The organism is Calditrichota bacterium (assembly GCA_016867835.1).
In the GTDB taxonomy this organism is placed as follows: domain Bacteria; phylum Electryoneota; class AABM5-125-24; order Hatepunaeales; family Hatepunaeaceae; genus VGIQ01.
Window position 1 is genome coordinate 1 of record VGIQ01000063.1, and the last position, 15,959, is coordinate 15,959.

A 15,959-nucleotide genomic window follows, 5' to 3' on the forward strand; every position below is an offset into this window, starting at 1 on the left:
CTGCTTGGAATCACGCAAGCGTCGCTGGCCACGGACTCCTTCATCTCGGCGGCGTCGTTCCAGGAGACGACCCGGGTTCTTACTGAAGCCGCCATCGAACGCAAGACCGATTTCCTGAAAGGATTGAAGGAAAACGTCATTATGGGGCATTTGATCCCGGCTGGAACCGGCGTCTCGAGATACCGGACGGTGCAGGTTACGGTGCCGGAGGGTGAAGACGAGGACCTCGCACTGCATGTCGTTACTGAAGCGGAACTGGTGGAACAGGCCCGTATTCAAGCGCTGGCAGAAGAGGAGCAAGGGCGCGGTGAGCGCGAGCCGGAGGGCGATCTGAGTGGCTTTGCCGTCGAAGGCGGCGAAACCCCGGTTGGTGCCGGAATCGAGGATTCGCTCGCAAGTGGCAACTTTGATGACGATAACGGTTGACAAGTGGCCATTGCCGGCATAAATTGTAAGATTCGCCAGACGGTGCGTGACTGAGCGCACGCGGCACATCCCAAAGATAGAGTATTCTTGCCGACCATCAATCAGTTACTACGCCACGGCCGTTCGACGACCGCCATCAAGAGCAAGGCTCCGGCGTTGCAGCAATGCCCTCAGAAGCGAGGCGTCTGCGTCCGGGTCTATACAACGACCCCCAAAAAGCCTAACTCGGCATTACGCAAAGTAGCGCGGGTGCGGCTCTCGAACGGCATCGAGGTAACGAGTTACATCCCCGGCGAAGGGCACAACCTACAGGAGCACTCGTTGGTCCTCATCCGGGGCGGGCGTGTTAAGGACCTGCCGGGGGTGCGTTATCATATTGTGCGCGGGACCCTCGACGCCGCCGGCGTAGCCAAGCGCCAGCAGGGGCGGTCGAAGTATGGCGCCAAGCGCGGCAAGAAATAGTAAAATAATAAGTTATCCTCGGCGGACGAGATTTCAATCCCGTCCGTCAAGGACATTTGAATAAGCCCATTACCAATGTCCCGACGCAAACGCGCAGCCCATCGCCCCGTCCCGCCCGATCCGCGGTTCGGCGATGTGATTGTTACGAAGTTCATCAATAACATTATGAAAGAGGGCAAGAAGAGCACCGCCGAGCGGATCTTCTACGATGCTCTCGAGATCGTAGCCAAGCGGACCAAGCAGAATGGCCTTGAGGTCTTCCGCAAGGCGATGGAAAACGCGCGTCCGCCGCTCGAGGTTAAGTCGCGGCGGGTTGGCGGTTCGACCTATCAGGTGCCCGTCGAGGTGCGTCACGACCGGCAGTTGGCATTGGCGATGCGCTGGATACTGCAGTATGCCCGGTCGCGCAGTGAGACGACGATGGCCGCGAATCTGGCATCGGAACTCATCGCCGCAGCCAATGGCGAAGGCTCGACGATCAAGAAACGGGAAGATACCCTCAAGATGGCTGAGGCCAACCGGGCCTTCGCGCATTTCAGGTGGTAGGGGAGGGATGGCAAAGCAAGTAAGAAGAAGATTGCATCCGAGACTACTGTCGAATTGCTGAAGGAGCATTCCGATAGTATGTCGAGAGAGGAACTGATTCAAGCTGCTGTTGGAAAGATCGCGGGCAATCGGAATACAATATGGATTCAAAGTTCTGAATCCAAGATCAAATGTAATAGGGCTGTTGAAATCGGTGGCAAAGTATTGGGTGACAAATGGGGAACTCCCGACGTGATTGGTCGGTACGCACCAGGAATCGAATTCGTCTCATTTCAGGCTGAGATTATCTTCTGTGAAGTCAAGAGCGACCCGAGTGATGGTGCCGCACTGCAGGGTTTTGGTCAAGCGATGGCATACGGAAGCTACTGTCACCGCACCTACCTTGTTCTTCCGTTGAAGTACGAAGTCCTTGGTCGGATGACAACGCTCTGTCAATTTTACGGTATGGGCTTGATCACTATTGATGTCAGCAAGAGCGCACAGATGAAAGTGTTTCACACAAAGGCGTTCAACCTGATTTTGGATGCGTGCCGCCGCGAGCCAGATCCTGATCTGCTGAATGAGAAATTGAGCAAATTGACTGATGATCAACGCCTTGCATTGGGTTATGATGTTGCACAAAGAAATGCAAGATCGAAGTGATCGAGGGAGAATCATCTGGTGAATGAGAATACTCTTCAGGCTATGCGGCGTCCGGTCCATAAGCAAGAAGCAATACGGACAATCGAGTCGCTGCCGGAAAGCGTCAGCCTCGACGACATCATCGAAGCCCTTTGTGTCAGGCTTGCTGTCGAAGAGGGCATGGCGGATGGTGACGCCGGCAGATATGTTGAGGAAGAGCAGCTGGATCGGCGGTTTGGCAAGTGAAGCGAGTGCGCTGGACGGAGCGGTCGTTTCGGGATTTGGAAAGCATTTTCGATTACATCGCTCGAGATTCGCCGCACCATGCCCGCCTGACCATTCGCGCTATCCGCTTGGTTGCCCGATCAGCGGCCGAGAGTCCAATGTTGGGACGAGTTGTTCCCGAGTTTGGTGAACCGCTTATCCGCGAGCGGTTCCATCGACAATACCGAATCATCTATCGCGTGATTGAGGGTGGGATTGAGGTAGATGCCGTGCTACACGGCGCGCGTCTTCTCGTTTAGTTCGAAGGTCGCTGGATTCTGAAATCCGGTACTCAAGCCGTCATCATCCGTCCAAGCGAAAGCGCTTCGATGACAGGTTCGTCAGTTCGTCATAGTTAGCCGACAGTCCCCTCACCAGGAATGCTCCTTTAGTGGAAAGCAGCCTGACCGGGCTGCTTTCGGCGTCTTTGGGAAGTTCAACCTACAGCACTCCAGCCCCGGCTGAAGTCAATCTCAAGAAGGAGCATCCTGCTGCACAGCGAGCGTGGGCGGGTTCAGATATAGATAAGTGATTCAGGAAGTTACACTACCCCGGACGAATCCCGGTAAGAACGGCAAGCCGAAGGCAATGAACGGCCAGAACGGCAACGGCAAGGTCGCCCTTAGCCAGATCCGCAACATCGGCATCATGGCTCACATCGACGCCGGCAAGACCACCACCACCGAGCGGATCCTCTACTACACCGGCCGCACTTATAAGGTAGGCGAAGTCCACGAAGGCACGGCGGTGATGGACTGGATGGATCAGGAACGCGAGCGCGGCATTACCATCACCAGCGCCTCGACGACCTGTCCCTGGAAAGACCACCAGATCAACATCATCGACACGCCGGGACACGTCGATTTCACGGCCGAAGTAGAGCGCTCGCTGAGGGTGCTCGACGGCGCCGTCGCGATCTTCTGCGCAGTCGGCGGTGTCGAGCCTCAATCTGAGACTGTCTGGCGTCAAGCCGACCGTTATGGTGTGCCGCGCATTGCTTACGTCAACAAGATGGACCGCTCCGGTGCAGATTTTTACCGCGTAATCGACATGATGAAGGAGAGGCTCGGCGCTCGACCTATTCCGGTGCAAATTCCGATTGGGCAGGGCGAACTTTTTACCGGGATGATCGATCTCGTCCGAATGAAGGCGATTTCGTTTCGCGATGAGAGCCTCGGTGTCCATTGGGAAGAGGGCGAAATCCCCGCCGACATGATCGCCGACGCCCGGCATTGGCGCGAGCAGTTGCTTGAGGCTGTCAGCGATTTCGACGATTCCTTGATGGCCAAGTTCCTTGAAGATGAAGTCATCGACGAGCATGAGATCAAAGCCGCTCTGCGCAAAGCAACAATAGCCTGTACCGGCGTTCCGGTGCTTTGCGGGTCGTCGTTTCGCTACAAAGGCGTGCAGCGGCTGCTCGACGCGGTGCTCGACTATCTTCCGAGCCCCCTCGATATGAAGCCAGTGGAGGGCCATAACCCCGATACCGAAAAGGCCGAATTGCGCACCGCCGACCCCACGGCGCCATTTGCCGCCCTCGCCTTCAAGATCGTAACCGACCCCTATATGGGGCGGCTCACTTACTTCCGGGTTTATTCGGGGCGGGTTGCTTCCGGCGATCAGGTACTTAACGCCACTAACGGCCGCAAGGAGCGCTTCAACCGCATCGTCAGGATGTTCGCCAACAAGCGCGATGATATCGAAGGCGTTGAGGCCGGCGACATCGTAGCCGCCATCGGCCTTCGCGACACCCGCACCGGCGACACCCTATGTGATATCAAGCATTCGATCCTGCTCGAGCGAATGAGCTTCCCTGAGCCGGTCATATCGGTCGCGGTCGAGCCGCAGTCGCAAGCCGAACAAGAGAAACTGGCCGACGCTCTCTCGAAATTGTCGGACGAAGACCCGACCTTCCGCGTTCGCACCGATCCTGAATCGGGGCAAACCCTCATCAGCGGGATGGGGGAACTTCACCTCGAGGTTCTCGTCGAGCGGATGCGGCGGGAGTTCAATGTCAAGGTTCAGCAAGGTCGCCCGCACGTTGCCTATCGCGAGACTATCACGCGCAGCGCCACAGCGGAAGGGCGTTACATTCGTCAGACCGGCGGTCACGGGCAGTATGGACACGTCAAACTGACCGTCGAACCGGGCGAGCCGGGAGCCGGGTACCAGTTTGAGTCTAAGATCATCGGTGGAACCATTCCCCGCGAATACATCGAGCCGGTCAACCGCGGTTGCCGCGATGCACTCGAGAGCGGCCCCCTCGCAGGTTACCCGGTCATTGACGTCAAGGTAACCCTGCTCGACGGATCTTACCATGAAGTTGATTCTTCCGAAATGGCATTCAAGATTGCCGGCTCGATGGCGGTGCAGGAGGCCGTGCGTCAGGCAGGAGTGGTGTTACTTGAGCCGTTCATGAAACTCGAGGTAATCTCCCCGGCGGTCTATCTCGGCGACGTCGTCGGCGACCTCAACAGCCGCCGCGCCCGCATCATGGGAATCGATGTCCGGAGCGACGCCCAGGTCGTATCGGCCGAAGTGCCGCTGGCGACGATGTTCGGCTACGCCACCAGTCTGCGCAGCCTCACCCAGGGTCGGGCGCTCTTCACGATGGAGTTCCTCCGCTACGAAGCGACGCCAAAGTCGGTCCAGGAGGAGATCCTCGATCGGGTGAACGGGAAGTAGGGGCAATAACAATAGTTATGTCCGACAAAGTTCACATATTTTGGGATAACACCAATATCTTTCTGACAGCTGTGGATACTGCAGGGGAGATGGAGCCTGGTCTCTCGCGATATGCGGTCCGAGTTCACTTCAACAATCTCTTTCAATTGGTATCACGCGGTCGGGAGGTGTTAACGAAAGAACTTGCCGGTTCGGTTCCACCGCAAGCCGCTTCTTTATGGGAATATGCTGAAAGGATGGGCTTCAAAACGACCTTGCTCCAAAGAGTGGAGAATGGGTTCGGTATCCTTCGCGAGCAAACCGTCGATGAAATGCTCCATCTGCGAATTGCCAATACTATTTTGGCCAGGCCCAATCCAGAAACTCTTGTGCTGCTGTCAGGAGACGGACGTGTAAGCAAGACGGGAACAAGTTTTCCCGGTCAATTGCGGTTTGCCCTTCAGCGCGATTGGAAGGTGGAAGTATATAGTTGGCGCGGAGGTTATAATTCCCGTGCATTTGGCGAACTCAAGTCGGATTTTCCAAAACTGGTAAAGGTCGAGATGTTGGACGATTATTATTATTCACTTACGTTCATCAAGGCGGGCCGATACTGGAGTATTACTCAATTAGGCGAGCAAGTTGAACTGAACATTCCGGATCGTGCCGCGAAACCTCTTAATATTATCGGGAACTGACCCATGGCCAAAGAGAAATTTGTTCGGGACAAGCCGCACGTCAACATCGGGACGATCGGCCACGTCGATCACGGCAAGACGACGCTTACGTCGGCGATCACCAAGGTTCTTGCCGCCAAGGGCTGGGCTCAGGAGCGTTCGTTCGACTCGATCGACAACGCGCCTGAGGAGCGGGCACGCGGGGTCACCATCAACACCGCCCACATTGAGTATCAGACCGCGAACCGTCACTATGCTCACGTGGACTGTCCGGGTCACGCCGACTACATCAAGAATATGGTGACGGGCGCGGCACAGATGGACGGAGCGATCGTGGTGGTGGGTGCGGACGATGGTCCGATGCCTCAGACTCGGGAGCACATTCTGTTGGCTCGTCAGGTGGGGGTTCCCTACCTGGTGGTGTTCATGAACAAGTGCGACCTGGTGGACGATCCGGAACTCTTGGATCTGGTGGAGTTGGAGATGCGGGAGTTGCTGAAGCAGTATCAGTTTCCGGGTGACGACATACCGGTGATTCGGGGCTCGGGGCTTCAGGCGATGAACTTTCCTGGGGATCGGGTTCACAACCAGTGCATCCTGGACCTGATGTCGGCGGTTGACAGTTACATCCCGACGCCACAGCGGGCGGTTGACAAGCCGTTTTTGATGCCGGTAGAGGATGTCTTTTCGATTACCGGTCGGGGGACGGTGGCGACGGGCCGCATCGAGCGGGGTATAATCCACGTGGGTGACGAGGTGGAATTGGTGGGCTTTGGATCGTCGAAGAAGTCGGTTGTGACGGGTGTTGAGATGTTCCGGAAGTTGCTTGACGAGGGACAGGCGGGGGACAATGTGGGGCTGTTGCTTCGTGGCATCGACAAGGACGAGGTTGAGCGGGGGATGGTGATATCGGCACCGGCATCGATCACCCCGCACACGAAGTTCGAGGGGAAGGTCTATGTTCTCTCGAAGGAGGAGGGCGGCCGTCACACGCCGTTTTTCCAGGGTTATCGTCCGCAGTTCTATTTTCGGACGACGGACGTAACGGGCGCGGTGGAGTTGCCTCAGGGTCGTGAGATGGTGATGCCGGGCGACAACGTAGAGATCAAGGTGGACTTGATTTCGCCGATTGCGCTTGAGGAGCAGGTTCGTTTTGCGATCCGCGAGGGCGGCCGCACGGTCGGCGCCGGCATGGTCACCAAGGTGACCGCGTAGAGATTCCAGTGGGAATCGTCTATGTAAGGGGAACCGTGATTGGTCCAAAGGGATCGCGTAATGTGCGCTTTCTGGTGGACAGCGGTGCGAGTTACAGCCTCTTGCCAGAACCTGTTTGGACCAAGATTGGGCTTGCACCTAAGCGAGAGATGCAGTTCGAATTTGCCGACGGGTCGATAGTGACCCGAAATGTGTCGCAATGCCAATTTCAAATCCTTGAAGAAGACGTCTATTCTCCCGTTATACTCGGCGAACGGGACGATGAGGCATTGCTGGGAGTAATTACCCTTGAGGTCATGGGATTGGTGCTCAATCCTTTCAAGAGGAAGTTGCAACCCCTGCGCCTGATGCTGGCAAGCGCCAAGGAAGTAGAAATCAAGAGTCCCAAGGAAGTTTAATGCCTCGTGACATCATCATTCTGGCCTGCAATGAATGTAAGCGCCGGAACTACACCAACACCAAGAACAAGCGCAAGCAGTCGGGACGCGTCGAGTACAAGAAGTTCTGCCCCCACTGCAACCAGCGCACCACTCATCGGGAGACGCGGTGAACGAGAGGTCTGTAGCTCAACTGGTAGAGCATCGGTCTCCAAAACCGAGGGTTGGGGGTTCGAGTCCCTCCAGGCCTGCCAACACCGGAGTTGAATATGATCGGTAAAGCCGCCAAGTATATCGGCGACGTCCGCACCGAGATGGCCAAGGTGATCTGGCCGACCCGGCAGCAGTTGATCGAGAGTTCGGTGATCGTCGTCGTCCTCTCGATCATCCTGGCGATCTTCACGTTCGGCGTGGATGTGATTCTGAACCGCATCCTGAAGTTCATTCTTTGACCGGCACGGCAGGAGCGCGTTTGGCAGTCGCCCGTAAGAAAGCCCATCCTCCTGAGCCGGTATCGGCGCCCGAGGTTTCCTCCGAGGTCGTAGCCGCGCGCCGGTGGTATGCCCTGCGCGTCTTCACTACCCAGGAAAACGCAGTCAAGAACTACCTCGAAGGCGAGGTGAAGCGGTCCGCGGCTCTTATCGAGCAAGTGGGAGCGATCCTCGTGCCACAGGAGACCGTCGTCGAAATGCGCGACGGGCGCAAGCGTCAGCGGAATAAGATCACCTTCCCGGGGTATCTCTTCATTGAGATGCTCCTCTCGAAAGAGACGCGACACCTGATCGACGGAGCGCCCGGGACGATGGGCTTTGCCGATGGCACCCAGGATCCGCAGCCGCTTCGCGCCGAAGAGGTCGATCGCATTCTGGGCCGGGTCGAAGAAAGACGCGGCCAGATCACGGTCGAAATCCCCTTCCAGATCGGTGATAAGGTGAAGATCACCGATGGACCGTTCAAGGATCTGGTCGGTTCGATAAAGGAACTGAATCAGGAGAAGCGGCGGCTCAAGGTGTTAGTGACGGTCTTCAACAGTTCGACGCCTGTCGAGGTCGATTTCCTGCAGGTTACTACCAACTTCACCACCTAACCCGACGGCTGCCGACGATATGGGGAGGGAGTGAACGCGGCAGCGTCACCTTGCTTACCCGGCTGGAAAGAATTCTCAAGGTCATTGGGCGCCTGCTACAGGCTTGCCCATAGACCGGATCAACAAGACGGATTACGATTATGGCATCACCCAAGAAGCGCATTACCGGCTATGTCAAATTGCAGGTAACCGGCGGGCAGGCGAATCCTTCGCCGCCGGTCGGACCGGCGCTCGGCCAGCGCGGCGTCAACATTATGGAGTTCTGCCGTCAGTTCAACGAGCGGACCAAGGACCAGATGGGGACGACTTTGCCGGTCATCATTACGGTCTATCATGACAAGACCTTTTCGTTCGTTGTCAAGTCGCCTCCGGCTTCCTTCCTCTTGAAGAAGGCAGCCGGAATACCGAGCGGCTCGAAGGAAGCCAATCGCAGCAAGGTCGGTAAAGTATCCTCCGATCAGTTACGCGAGATTGCTAAAGTGAAGATGCCCGACTTGAATGCCCATACCGTCGAAGGCGCGATGAAGGTCGTTGCCGGGACGGCTCGCAACATGGGGATTACGGTCGAGGGGTAGGGACAAAGATCCCGCACACCTTGTGGGATTTCAACTCGTGGGAGCGCCACCTTCGGCGCGAGATCAACCACAACCCGCTCGCGCTTGAGCGGTTCAAAATGAGGAAGCAGTGAAAGAGAGCAAGCGTTTCAAGGCTATCAAGGTCAAGGTCGATCGGCGTATTGAGCATGACCTTGAACAGGCCGTCGCCAAGGTGAAGGAGTGCGCGACGGCGAAGTTCGATGAGACGGTCGAAATCCACATCAACCTCGGCGTCGATCCGCGCAAAGCCGATCAGATGATCCGCGGGACCGCCAGCCTGCCGCACGGCATCGGCAAGACCGTCCGGCTGCTCGTGCTGGCTCGCGAAGAGAAGGCCAAGGAAGCCCTCGAAGCCGGCGCTGACCATGCCGGGCTCGACGAGTTCATTGAGAAGATTCAAGGCGGCTGGACGGACATCGATTCGATCATTGCGACGCCCGATGTGATGCCGCAGGTCGGAAAGGTCGGAAAGATCCTTGGCCCGCGAGGTCTTATGCCGAATCCCAAGACCGGCACGGTGACAGCCGACGTCGCTGGAGCGGTAAGAGAGGTCAAAGCCGGGAGGCTCAGTTTTCGCGTCGATAAGACCGGCATCCTCCACATCCCGGTCGGCAAGGCGTCGTTCGATAAAGTGAAACTGGTGGAAAACATCCAGTCGCTTTTGGGGACGATCCAGCGCTTGAAGCCTTCGACCGCCAAAGGGCAGTATGTGAAGGCGATCACGCTCACTTCGACGATGGGCCCCGGCGTCAAGGTGAGCCGCGCGTCGGCGGGAGTGAAGTAGTCTTTTAACTGGTTGGGGCGCGATTTATCGCGCCCGATATGCTTTGAATGTCCACCAGATAGGTAAAACCTATGGACCGACTGAACCGTCAGATCACCCGCAAACTGACCCTTGACGACCTGAGGGACGACTACGGCTATGTCGATGCAACGCCGGAAGAGCGCATAGGGATGGTGTGGGATCTGACCGTTGAGCATTACTCCAAATTGGGGTATGATATGAGTCAACCGTTACAAAGGCATGTTACCAAAGTAATCCGCAGGAAACCCCGAGAGCAAAAATGAAAGGCATCAGTTACATCGTCGATGAGGAGGGGAGGCGGAGGGGACTACGGATCGACTGCCCCGACCTGTCCAAAGACGAGTTGGAGGACCTCGAAGATTCGATCGTCACCCTCCTGCGGCGGCACGAACCGACAGTTCCGTGGGAGGTGCTAGCGGCAAGAATTCCTAGTATTTTGGGTTGCAATTGATGAGTAATCCATCCACTGCAACTAAGCCTAAGGCGCTTTGGGAGAATGCCGTTGACATTCTTAGAGAGAAGAAGTCGCCAATGACAAAATCTGAATTATGGAATGAAATTAAATCCAGGGGACTTTATACTGGAGAAGGCCTAACTCCTTGGCAAACATTATCATCGGGAATATTATGGCATTGCGCAAATGTTGAATCAACACGTAAATTCGAATTGGTCTTTTATCGTGTTGCAAGTCGATATGGTTTGTTGGAGTGGCTGGAACAGAACAAGGAAGAGATATTTGGCACATACGTCCCAATTACTGCATCGGATACTGAGCTTGACAAATTTATAACCGAAATGAGAGTTAATATTGAGAATGCTGTTATCGACTTCATTGATAGAATCATTAAATCTGATAAGAAAGGAGAAGGATTTCAAAGTCTATGCGCAATTGCACTGAAAACAATGGGTTATCAAGAGGTTACAGTGAATGGAAAGGGGGGTGATAGGGGCATTGATTTGATTGCAGAATATAGATCTGGGCCAATAGTAACCGTTGCAATCGCACAGTGCAAGGGCCACAAGCGCCCAATAGGCCCTGATGTAGTGCGCGAGTTAAATGGGACGAGCGAGAAGGATATGTCAATACATAGCAGGATATTCTTTTCTGCCAACGGATTTACCAAAGCAGCACTTGAAGAAGCAGAGAAGTGTGGCATAAATGTCATTGACAAAAAAGCTCTAGCCAATTTATTTGTTAACTATGGAGTCAAAGCATAAGATGACCTACCCCATCACTGAATACATAGAGCGCGCTATGGCGCACGCCGAATACAGTCTACTCGAAGAAGATTCCTTCGCAGGTCGAATTCCACTGTGTATTGGAGTATTGGCATTCGGCAAAACTTTGACCGCATGTCAAGAGGAATTGCGCTCGACCCTTGAAGACTGGATACTCATCGGATTGCGCTTGGGGCATGAATTGCCAGTCATCGATGGCATAGATCTTAGCATCAACATCGAGGCTGAACAACTTGAAGCCGTGTAAGCGCTTCGAGGCAATTCGCAAGATTCGCAAATTGGGGCTGACCGGACCGGTGAGCGGCGGCAAGCATCAGGCGATGATTTATCAAGACCGCTGTCGACTTGCTATTCCCTCGATCAAGGAATACGACGCCAAGCAACTCAAGATGTTACTGTCGGAACTTTCACTTATTTTGGGTCGCCGTATCTCGGACGACGTGTGGAACTCTCTATAACAACGGTTTTTATCGCATCCATATACAAACCCATGATCCGAGCATCAAAACCCGCCGCAGGCAAGATCACCGCGCAGGGCGAACTCGAAAGCGTCCTCGCCGGAGCCAACGCGATCATCATGGCCGACTTCACCGGCCTGCCGGTCGCCGACTTCGATCAGTTGCGGCTCAGTTGCTTCAAGAGCAACCTCCTGTTTATCGTCGCCAAGAACACCATCGCCAAACTGACGCTGGAGAAACTTGGCCACACCGGTCTGGACCAGATCCTGACCGGCCCGACCGGCTTTTGCATCGGCCGCGGCGATCCCGTTCAGCCGATCAAACTGCTCGCCGACTTCATCAAGGAGAAGCAGAAGGCCGCCATCAAAGGCGGGCTGGTCGATGGCCGGCTCTACGGCCCGGCTCAGATCGAACAACTAAGGAACATCCCGCCGCGGGAGGTGCTAATCGCCCAGATCGTCGGCGCGATTGCCAGCCCGCTCTCGGGCTTCGTTTTCGTTATTCAAGAGATACTCCGGTCGTTCGTATCGGTAGTCGATCAGGTCGCTCAAGCGGCCGAAGCGAATCCCGACGGACGCCCGGGCCTAACTGCATCAGGAGGATCCGTGCAAGCCATTATCGATGCCATCGAGAAGATGACCGTTCTCGAATTGGTCGAACTGAAGAAAGCCCTTGAGGATAAGTTCGGTGTAACCGCCGCCGCTCCGATGGCCTTCGCCGGCGCGATGCCGGGTATGGCTGGTGCCGCCGCGGCTCCCGCCGAGGAGGTCGAAGAGCAGACCGAGTTCACCGTCATGCTGATAGGTGCCGGCGAAAAGAAAATTCAGGTCATCAAGGAAGTCCGCGCGATCACCAGCCTCGGTCTGAAGGAAGCCAAAGACCTCGTCGATGGCGCTCCCAAGCCGGTCAAGGAAGGCATCTCGAAAGAAGAAGCACTGAAGATCAAAGCGCAGATCGAGGAAGCCGGCGGCACCGTCGAACTGAAGTAGGCTCAAGCCTTAAGGCTCAAGGCTTAGGGCTTAGAGTCTTAGGATAACTGAGGGCTTGGGGATGAACCCCCAATCCATTCAGTGTCAGGCTCATGGCTAATGGCTGGCTATGGTCTTTGGGGGGTTGGTGATTGTGGTGTTAAATACTGCCTAATCCGATATCCTTTACCTTTCGCCAGATGCCCTACGCCCTGAGCCTTAAGCCGTCTATCACCCCGATGGAGTAGGATTGAAGAGCAAGAACACGATCCAGCGTATTACCTTCGCCCGCACCCAGCCGATCCTCGATATGCCTGACCTGCTCGATGTGCAGGTTAAGTCGTTTGAGGACTTTCTGCAGCGCGATGTGCCGCCCGACAAGCGCGAGCGCAAAGGACTGCAGTCGGTCTTTATGAACATCTTCCCGATCCTCGACAACCGGGAAGAGCACGTTCTGGAGTTCATCGAGTATCATATCGCACCGCCCAAATACACCATCGAAGAGACACGGGCGCGCGGGGTCAGTTACTCGGTGCCGCTCAAGGCGAAATTGCGCCTCTCGAGTCGCGGCGATGTCGATGACGAAGGCCAGTTCAGCCATACGCTGGAAGCGGACGTCTATCTCGGCAACCTGCCTCTGATGACCGACGAAGGCACCTTCATTATCAACGGTGCCGAGCGAGTCGTGGTAAGCCAACTTCACCGTTCGCCGGGTGTCTTCTTCGGCGACTCGATTCACCCTAACGGCACCCGCATCTTTTCGGCGCGGGTGATCCCGTTCCGGGGTGCCTGGATCGAGTTCACCACCGATATCAACGACGTTCTATACGTCTATATCGACCGACGCAAGCGATTTCCCATCACCACATTGCTGCGCAGCCTCGGTTACTCCCAGGACTGGCAGATTTGGGAACTATTCGGCTACACCGAAGAGGTTGCGCTCGGCTCGAAGGATATCAAGGATCACTTTGGGACCAAGGTGATCCGGTCCGAAGTTGACAAGGAGACGGGCGAACTGCTCGTGGCCGCCGGTACGCCGTTCAATTCCGATACCCTGAAGGACCTGAAGAAGAAGGGTCTTAAGCGGGTGCTCCTGCTGCACCTCGACGAACACGACGTCGCCGGCGAGATTCTCGATAACACCTTCCGCCGCGACCGCTCGACGAACGAAGACGAGGCGCTGGTGCACATCTATCGGGAACTTCGCTCCAGCGACCCGCTCGACCTCGAATCGGCACGCAAACTCCTCCATCGGCACTTCTTCGACGATAAACGCTATGATCTGGGGCAGGTTGGGCGCCACCGCATCAATAACAAGTTGGGCCTCGACGTCGATACATCGATCCATGTCCTGACGAAAGTGGACATCGTCGCCATAATCCGTCGGGTGCTCGACCTCCGCTTGAATAAGGAGCAGACCGACGATATCGACCATCTCGGCAATCGCCGGGTGCGTACCGTCGGCGAGCAACTGGCCAATCAGTTTTCCATAGCGCTCTCGCGTATGGCCCGCACCATTAAGGAGCGGATGAACATGCGCGAGTCGGATCAACTGTCGCCGCAGGATCTGGTCAACGTCCGAACCATTTCGTCAGTGATCAACACCTTCTTCGGCACCAACCAGTTGTCGCAGTTCCTGGATCAGGTCAATCCACTGACCGAGTTGACCCACAAGCGCCGTCTCTCGGCGCTTGGACCGGGCGGGCTTACTCGTGAACGCGCCGGCTTCGAGGTGCGCGATGTCCACTATACCCATTATGGACGCCTCTGTCCTATTGAGACGCCGGAGGGTCCCAACATCGGCCTCATTTCGTCGCTCTGCACCTATGCCCGGGTCAACGATCTCGGTTTCGTCGAAACGCCCTACCGCAAAGTCCGAAATGGGCGGCCGGTCAAACTAATTGAGTATCTGAGTGCCGATGACGAAGACCGCGTAACGATCGCCCAGGCAAATGCCCTTATTTCAGGCAATGGCGAGTTTGAACAGCAGAGGGTTAAAGCGCGGTATAGAAGCGACTATCCGATCGTCGCTCCGTCAGCGATCGACTATATGGATGTGTCTCCGATTCAGATCGTCTCGATAGCCGCCGCATTGATTCCCTTCCTCGAGCACGATGACGCCAACCGAGCGCTGATGGGCTCCAATATGCAGCGCCAGGCGGTACCGCTACTTAAGCCGGAAGCACCACGCGTCGGCACCGGGATGGAAGGCCGTTGCGCCCGCGACTCCAGGACGCTGCTCGTCGCTGAATCAGATATGAAGGTTCTCCGGGTCTCGGCCGATGAGATTGTCGCGGAGCGTAAATTGTTCGATCCGCGGTCGAAGGACGGCGTTGCGCCAATGGAGAGGATATCTTACAAACTGCGCAAGTTCTACCGCACCAATCAGGACACTTGCATCAACCAGCGCCCGGTCGTCGAAGCCGGCGATACCGTGAAGAAAGGCGACATTATCGCCGACGGCTGCGCCACCGATCGCGGCGATCTGGCCTTGGGACGCAATGTCCTCGTTGCCTTTATGCCGTGGAATGGCTACAACTTTGAAGACTCGATCATCCTCTCGGAACGCCTCGTGCGGGACGACCTCTTCACCTCGATCCACATTGAGGAAGTCGAACTTCAAGTGCGCGAAACCAAGCGCGGTCAGGAGGAGTTGACAAGGGAGATTCCCAACGTCAGTGAGGAAGCGACGAAAGACCTCGACCAGAACGGGATCATCCGGGTCGGTGCTGTGGTGCGCGAGGGCGACATCCTTATCGGCAAGGTAACCCCCAAGGGTGAAACGGAGCTGACTCCCGAGGACAAGTTGCTAAAGGCGATCTTTGGCGACAAAGCCGGGGATGTGAAGAACGCTTCGCGGGTCGCGCGACCGGGGTTGAACGGCGTCGTCATCGATACCAAACTCTTCAGTCGTCGCCGTAAAGACCCCGATGCACGACGTGAAGATAAGGAGAAGGTCGAGCAACTCGACGCCGAATTCGAGCAGGTTAGCGCAGCACTTGAACTGGAAACCAAAACCGAGATCGCCCGGGTGCTTGACGGTATGGTCGCGAGCGAAGTCCGGGACCGCAACGGTGAACAGATCCTCGTTCCGGCAGGAGTGCTCTACGACAGCGTTACTGTGGAAGGCGTCCGGATCGATCAGGTGCCGAGCGATGCCCGTTGGACGGGAGACGATGAAGTCAACAACATCGTCAATTTCCTGATTCAACGTCACGGTGAACGGCTCTTCGAGGAAGAGACGGTTTATCGCAATCAAAAGCACAAGATCCAGGTTGGCGATGAACTGCCGAGCGGACTGGTGCAGTTAGCCAAGGTCTATGTCGCGCAAAAGCGCAAGATTCAGGTCGGCGATAAGATGGCCGGGCGGCACGGCAACAAGGGTGTCGTCGGTAAGGTGGTTCCGGTTGAGGATATGCCTTTCCTCGCGGATGGGACGCCAATCGATATGATCCTCAACCCGCTCGGGGTGCCTTCGCGTATGAATCTCGGGCAATTGCTTGAGACGGCGCTCGGATGGGCCGGCGACAAACTCGACCTCCACTTCTCGACGC

The 15,959-nt window shown here is 56.1% G+C and carries 20 protein-coding genes, 1 tRNA gene and 1 pseudogene; all 22 read left to right on the forward strand.

Annotation, left to right across the window (positions count from 1 at the left end):
- Positions 1-207, forward strand: a pseudogene (locus tag FJY67_07585) (hypothetical protein).
- Positions 208-513: 306 nt separating this feature from the next.
- Positions 514-888: a 30S ribosomal protein S12 gene (locus tag FJY67_07590; protein ID MBM3329318.1), complete on the forward strand. Its 375-nt coding sequence runs from the start codon at positions 514-516 to the stop codon at positions 886-888.
- Positions 889-963: 75 nt separating this feature from the next.
- Entirely contained in the window at positions 964-1,434 is a 471-nt protein-coding gene (rpsG, locus tag FJY67_07595; protein ID MBM3329319.1) for a 30S ribosomal protein S7, read from the forward strand.
- 78 nt (positions 1,435-1,512) lie between these two features.
- Entirely contained in the window at positions 1,513-2,076 is a 564-nt protein-coding gene (locus tag FJY67_07600; GenBank protein ID MBM3329320.1) for a hypothetical protein, read from the forward strand.
- An 18-nt stretch (positions 2,077-2,094) separates the two neighbouring features.
- Positions 2,095-2,301 (forward strand): hypothetical protein, encoded by a 207-nt coding sequence (locus FJY67_07605; protein MBM3329321.1) that lies wholly within the window; start codon positions 2,095-2,097, stop codon positions 2,299-2,301.
- Positions 2,298-2,579, forward strand: a complete 282-nt coding sequence (locus FJY67_07610) for a type II toxin-antitoxin system RelE/ParE family toxin (protein MBM3329322.1) — start codon at positions 2,298-2,300, stop codon at positions 2,577-2,579. Before FJY67_07605 ends, FJY67_07610 begins: the two co-directional genes overlap by 4 nt.
- A 328-nt stretch (positions 2,580-2,907) precedes the next feature.
- Complete coding sequence (gene fusA, locus FJY67_07615; GenBank protein MBM3329323.1) at positions 2,908-5,004, forward strand: elongation factor G; 2,097 nt, start codon at positions 2,908-2,910, stop codon at positions 5,002-5,004.
- A 17-nt stretch (positions 5,005-5,021) separates the two neighbouring features.
- Complete coding sequence (locus FJY67_07620; GenBank protein ID MBM3329324.1) at positions 5,022-5,681, forward strand: NYN domain-containing protein; 660 nt, start codon at positions 5,022-5,024, stop codon at positions 5,679-5,681.
- A gap of 3 nt (positions 5,682-5,684) precedes the next feature.
- Complete coding sequence (tuf, locus tag FJY67_07625) at positions 5,685-6,875, forward strand: elongation factor Tu (protein MBM3329325.1); 1,191 nt, start codon at positions 5,685-5,687, stop codon at positions 6,873-6,875.
- A gap of 8 nt (positions 6,876-6,883) precedes the next feature.
- Positions 6,884-7,273 carry an aspartyl protease gene (locus FJY67_07630; GenBank protein MBM3329326.1) on the forward strand — a complete coding sequence of 130 codons (390 nt, stop codon included), beginning with the start codon at positions 6,884-6,886 and terminating at the stop codon, positions 7,271-7,273.
- The gene (gene rpmG, locus FJY67_07635) at positions 7,273-7,425 is read left to right on the forward strand and encodes a 50S ribosomal protein L33 (protein MBM3329327.1); all 153 of its coding nucleotides are present in this window, start codon (positions 7,273-7,275) and stop codon (positions 7,423-7,425) included. The genes FJY67_07630 and rpmG overlap by 1 nt, the downstream gene beginning before the upstream one ends.
- 5 nt (positions 7,426-7,430) lie before the next feature.
- Positions 7,431-7,506, forward strand: a tRNA-Trp gene (locus tag FJY67_07640).
- A 15-nt stretch (positions 7,507-7,521) separates the two neighbouring features.
- On the forward strand, positions 7,522-7,704 hold the full coding sequence (gene secE / locus FJY67_07645; GenBank protein ID MBM3329328.1) for a preprotein translocase subunit SecE: 183 nt from the start codon (positions 7,522-7,524) through the stop codon (positions 7,702-7,704).
- A complete protein-coding gene (gene nusG / locus FJY67_07650; protein MBM3329329.1) occupies positions 7,581-8,339 on the forward strand; it encodes a transcription termination/antitermination factor NusG in 759 nt (252 codons plus the stop codon). Before secE ends, nusG begins: the two co-directional genes overlap by 124 nt.
- Positions 8,340-8,479: 140 nt before the next feature.
- Positions 8,480-8,914 carry a 50S ribosomal protein L11 gene (gene rplK / locus FJY67_07655; protein ID MBM3329330.1) on the forward strand — a complete coding sequence of 145 codons (435 nt, stop codon included), beginning with the start codon at positions 8,480-8,482 and terminating at the stop codon, positions 8,912-8,914.
- Between the two features lie 109 nt (positions 8,915-9,023).
- The gene (locus tag FJY67_07660; GenBank protein MBM3329331.1) at positions 9,024-9,719 is read left to right on the forward strand and encodes a 50S ribosomal protein L1; all 696 of its coding nucleotides are present in this window, start codon (positions 9,024-9,026) and stop codon (positions 9,717-9,719) included.
- Positions 9,720-9,790: 71 nt separating this feature from the next.
- Positions 9,791-10,003: a hypothetical protein gene (locus FJY67_07665; protein MBM3329332.1), complete on the forward strand. Its 213-nt coding sequence runs from the start codon at positions 9,791-9,793 to the stop codon at positions 10,001-10,003.
- 187 nt (positions 10,004-10,190) lie between these two features.
- On the forward strand, positions 10,191-10,958 hold the full coding sequence (locus tag FJY67_07670; GenBank protein MBM3329333.1) for a hypothetical protein: 768 nt from the start codon (positions 10,191-10,193) through the stop codon (positions 10,956-10,958).
- Between the two features lies 1 nt (position 10,959).
- Entirely contained in the window at positions 10,960-11,226 is a 267-nt protein-coding gene (locus tag FJY67_07675; GenBank protein ID MBM3329334.1) for a type II toxin-antitoxin system HicB family antitoxin, read from the forward strand.
- Complete coding sequence (locus FJY67_07680; GenBank protein ID MBM3329335.1) at positions 11,204-11,437, forward strand: type II toxin-antitoxin system HicA family toxin; 234 nt, start codon at positions 11,204-11,206, stop codon at positions 11,435-11,437. The genes FJY67_07675 and FJY67_07680 overlap by 23 nt, the downstream gene beginning before the upstream one ends.
- A gap of 32 nt (positions 11,438-11,469) precedes the next feature.
- Positions 11,470-12,426, forward strand: a complete 957-nt coding sequence (locus FJY67_07685) for a 50S ribosomal protein L7/L12 (protein MBM3329336.1) — start codon at positions 11,470-11,472, stop codon at positions 12,424-12,426.
- Positions 12,427-12,715: 289 nt separating this feature from the next.
- A partial coding sequence (gene rpoB, locus FJY67_07690) for a DNA-directed RNA polymerase subunit beta (GenBank protein ID MBM3329337.1) occupies positions 12,716-15,959 on the forward strand: 3,244 nt, incomplete at its 3' end.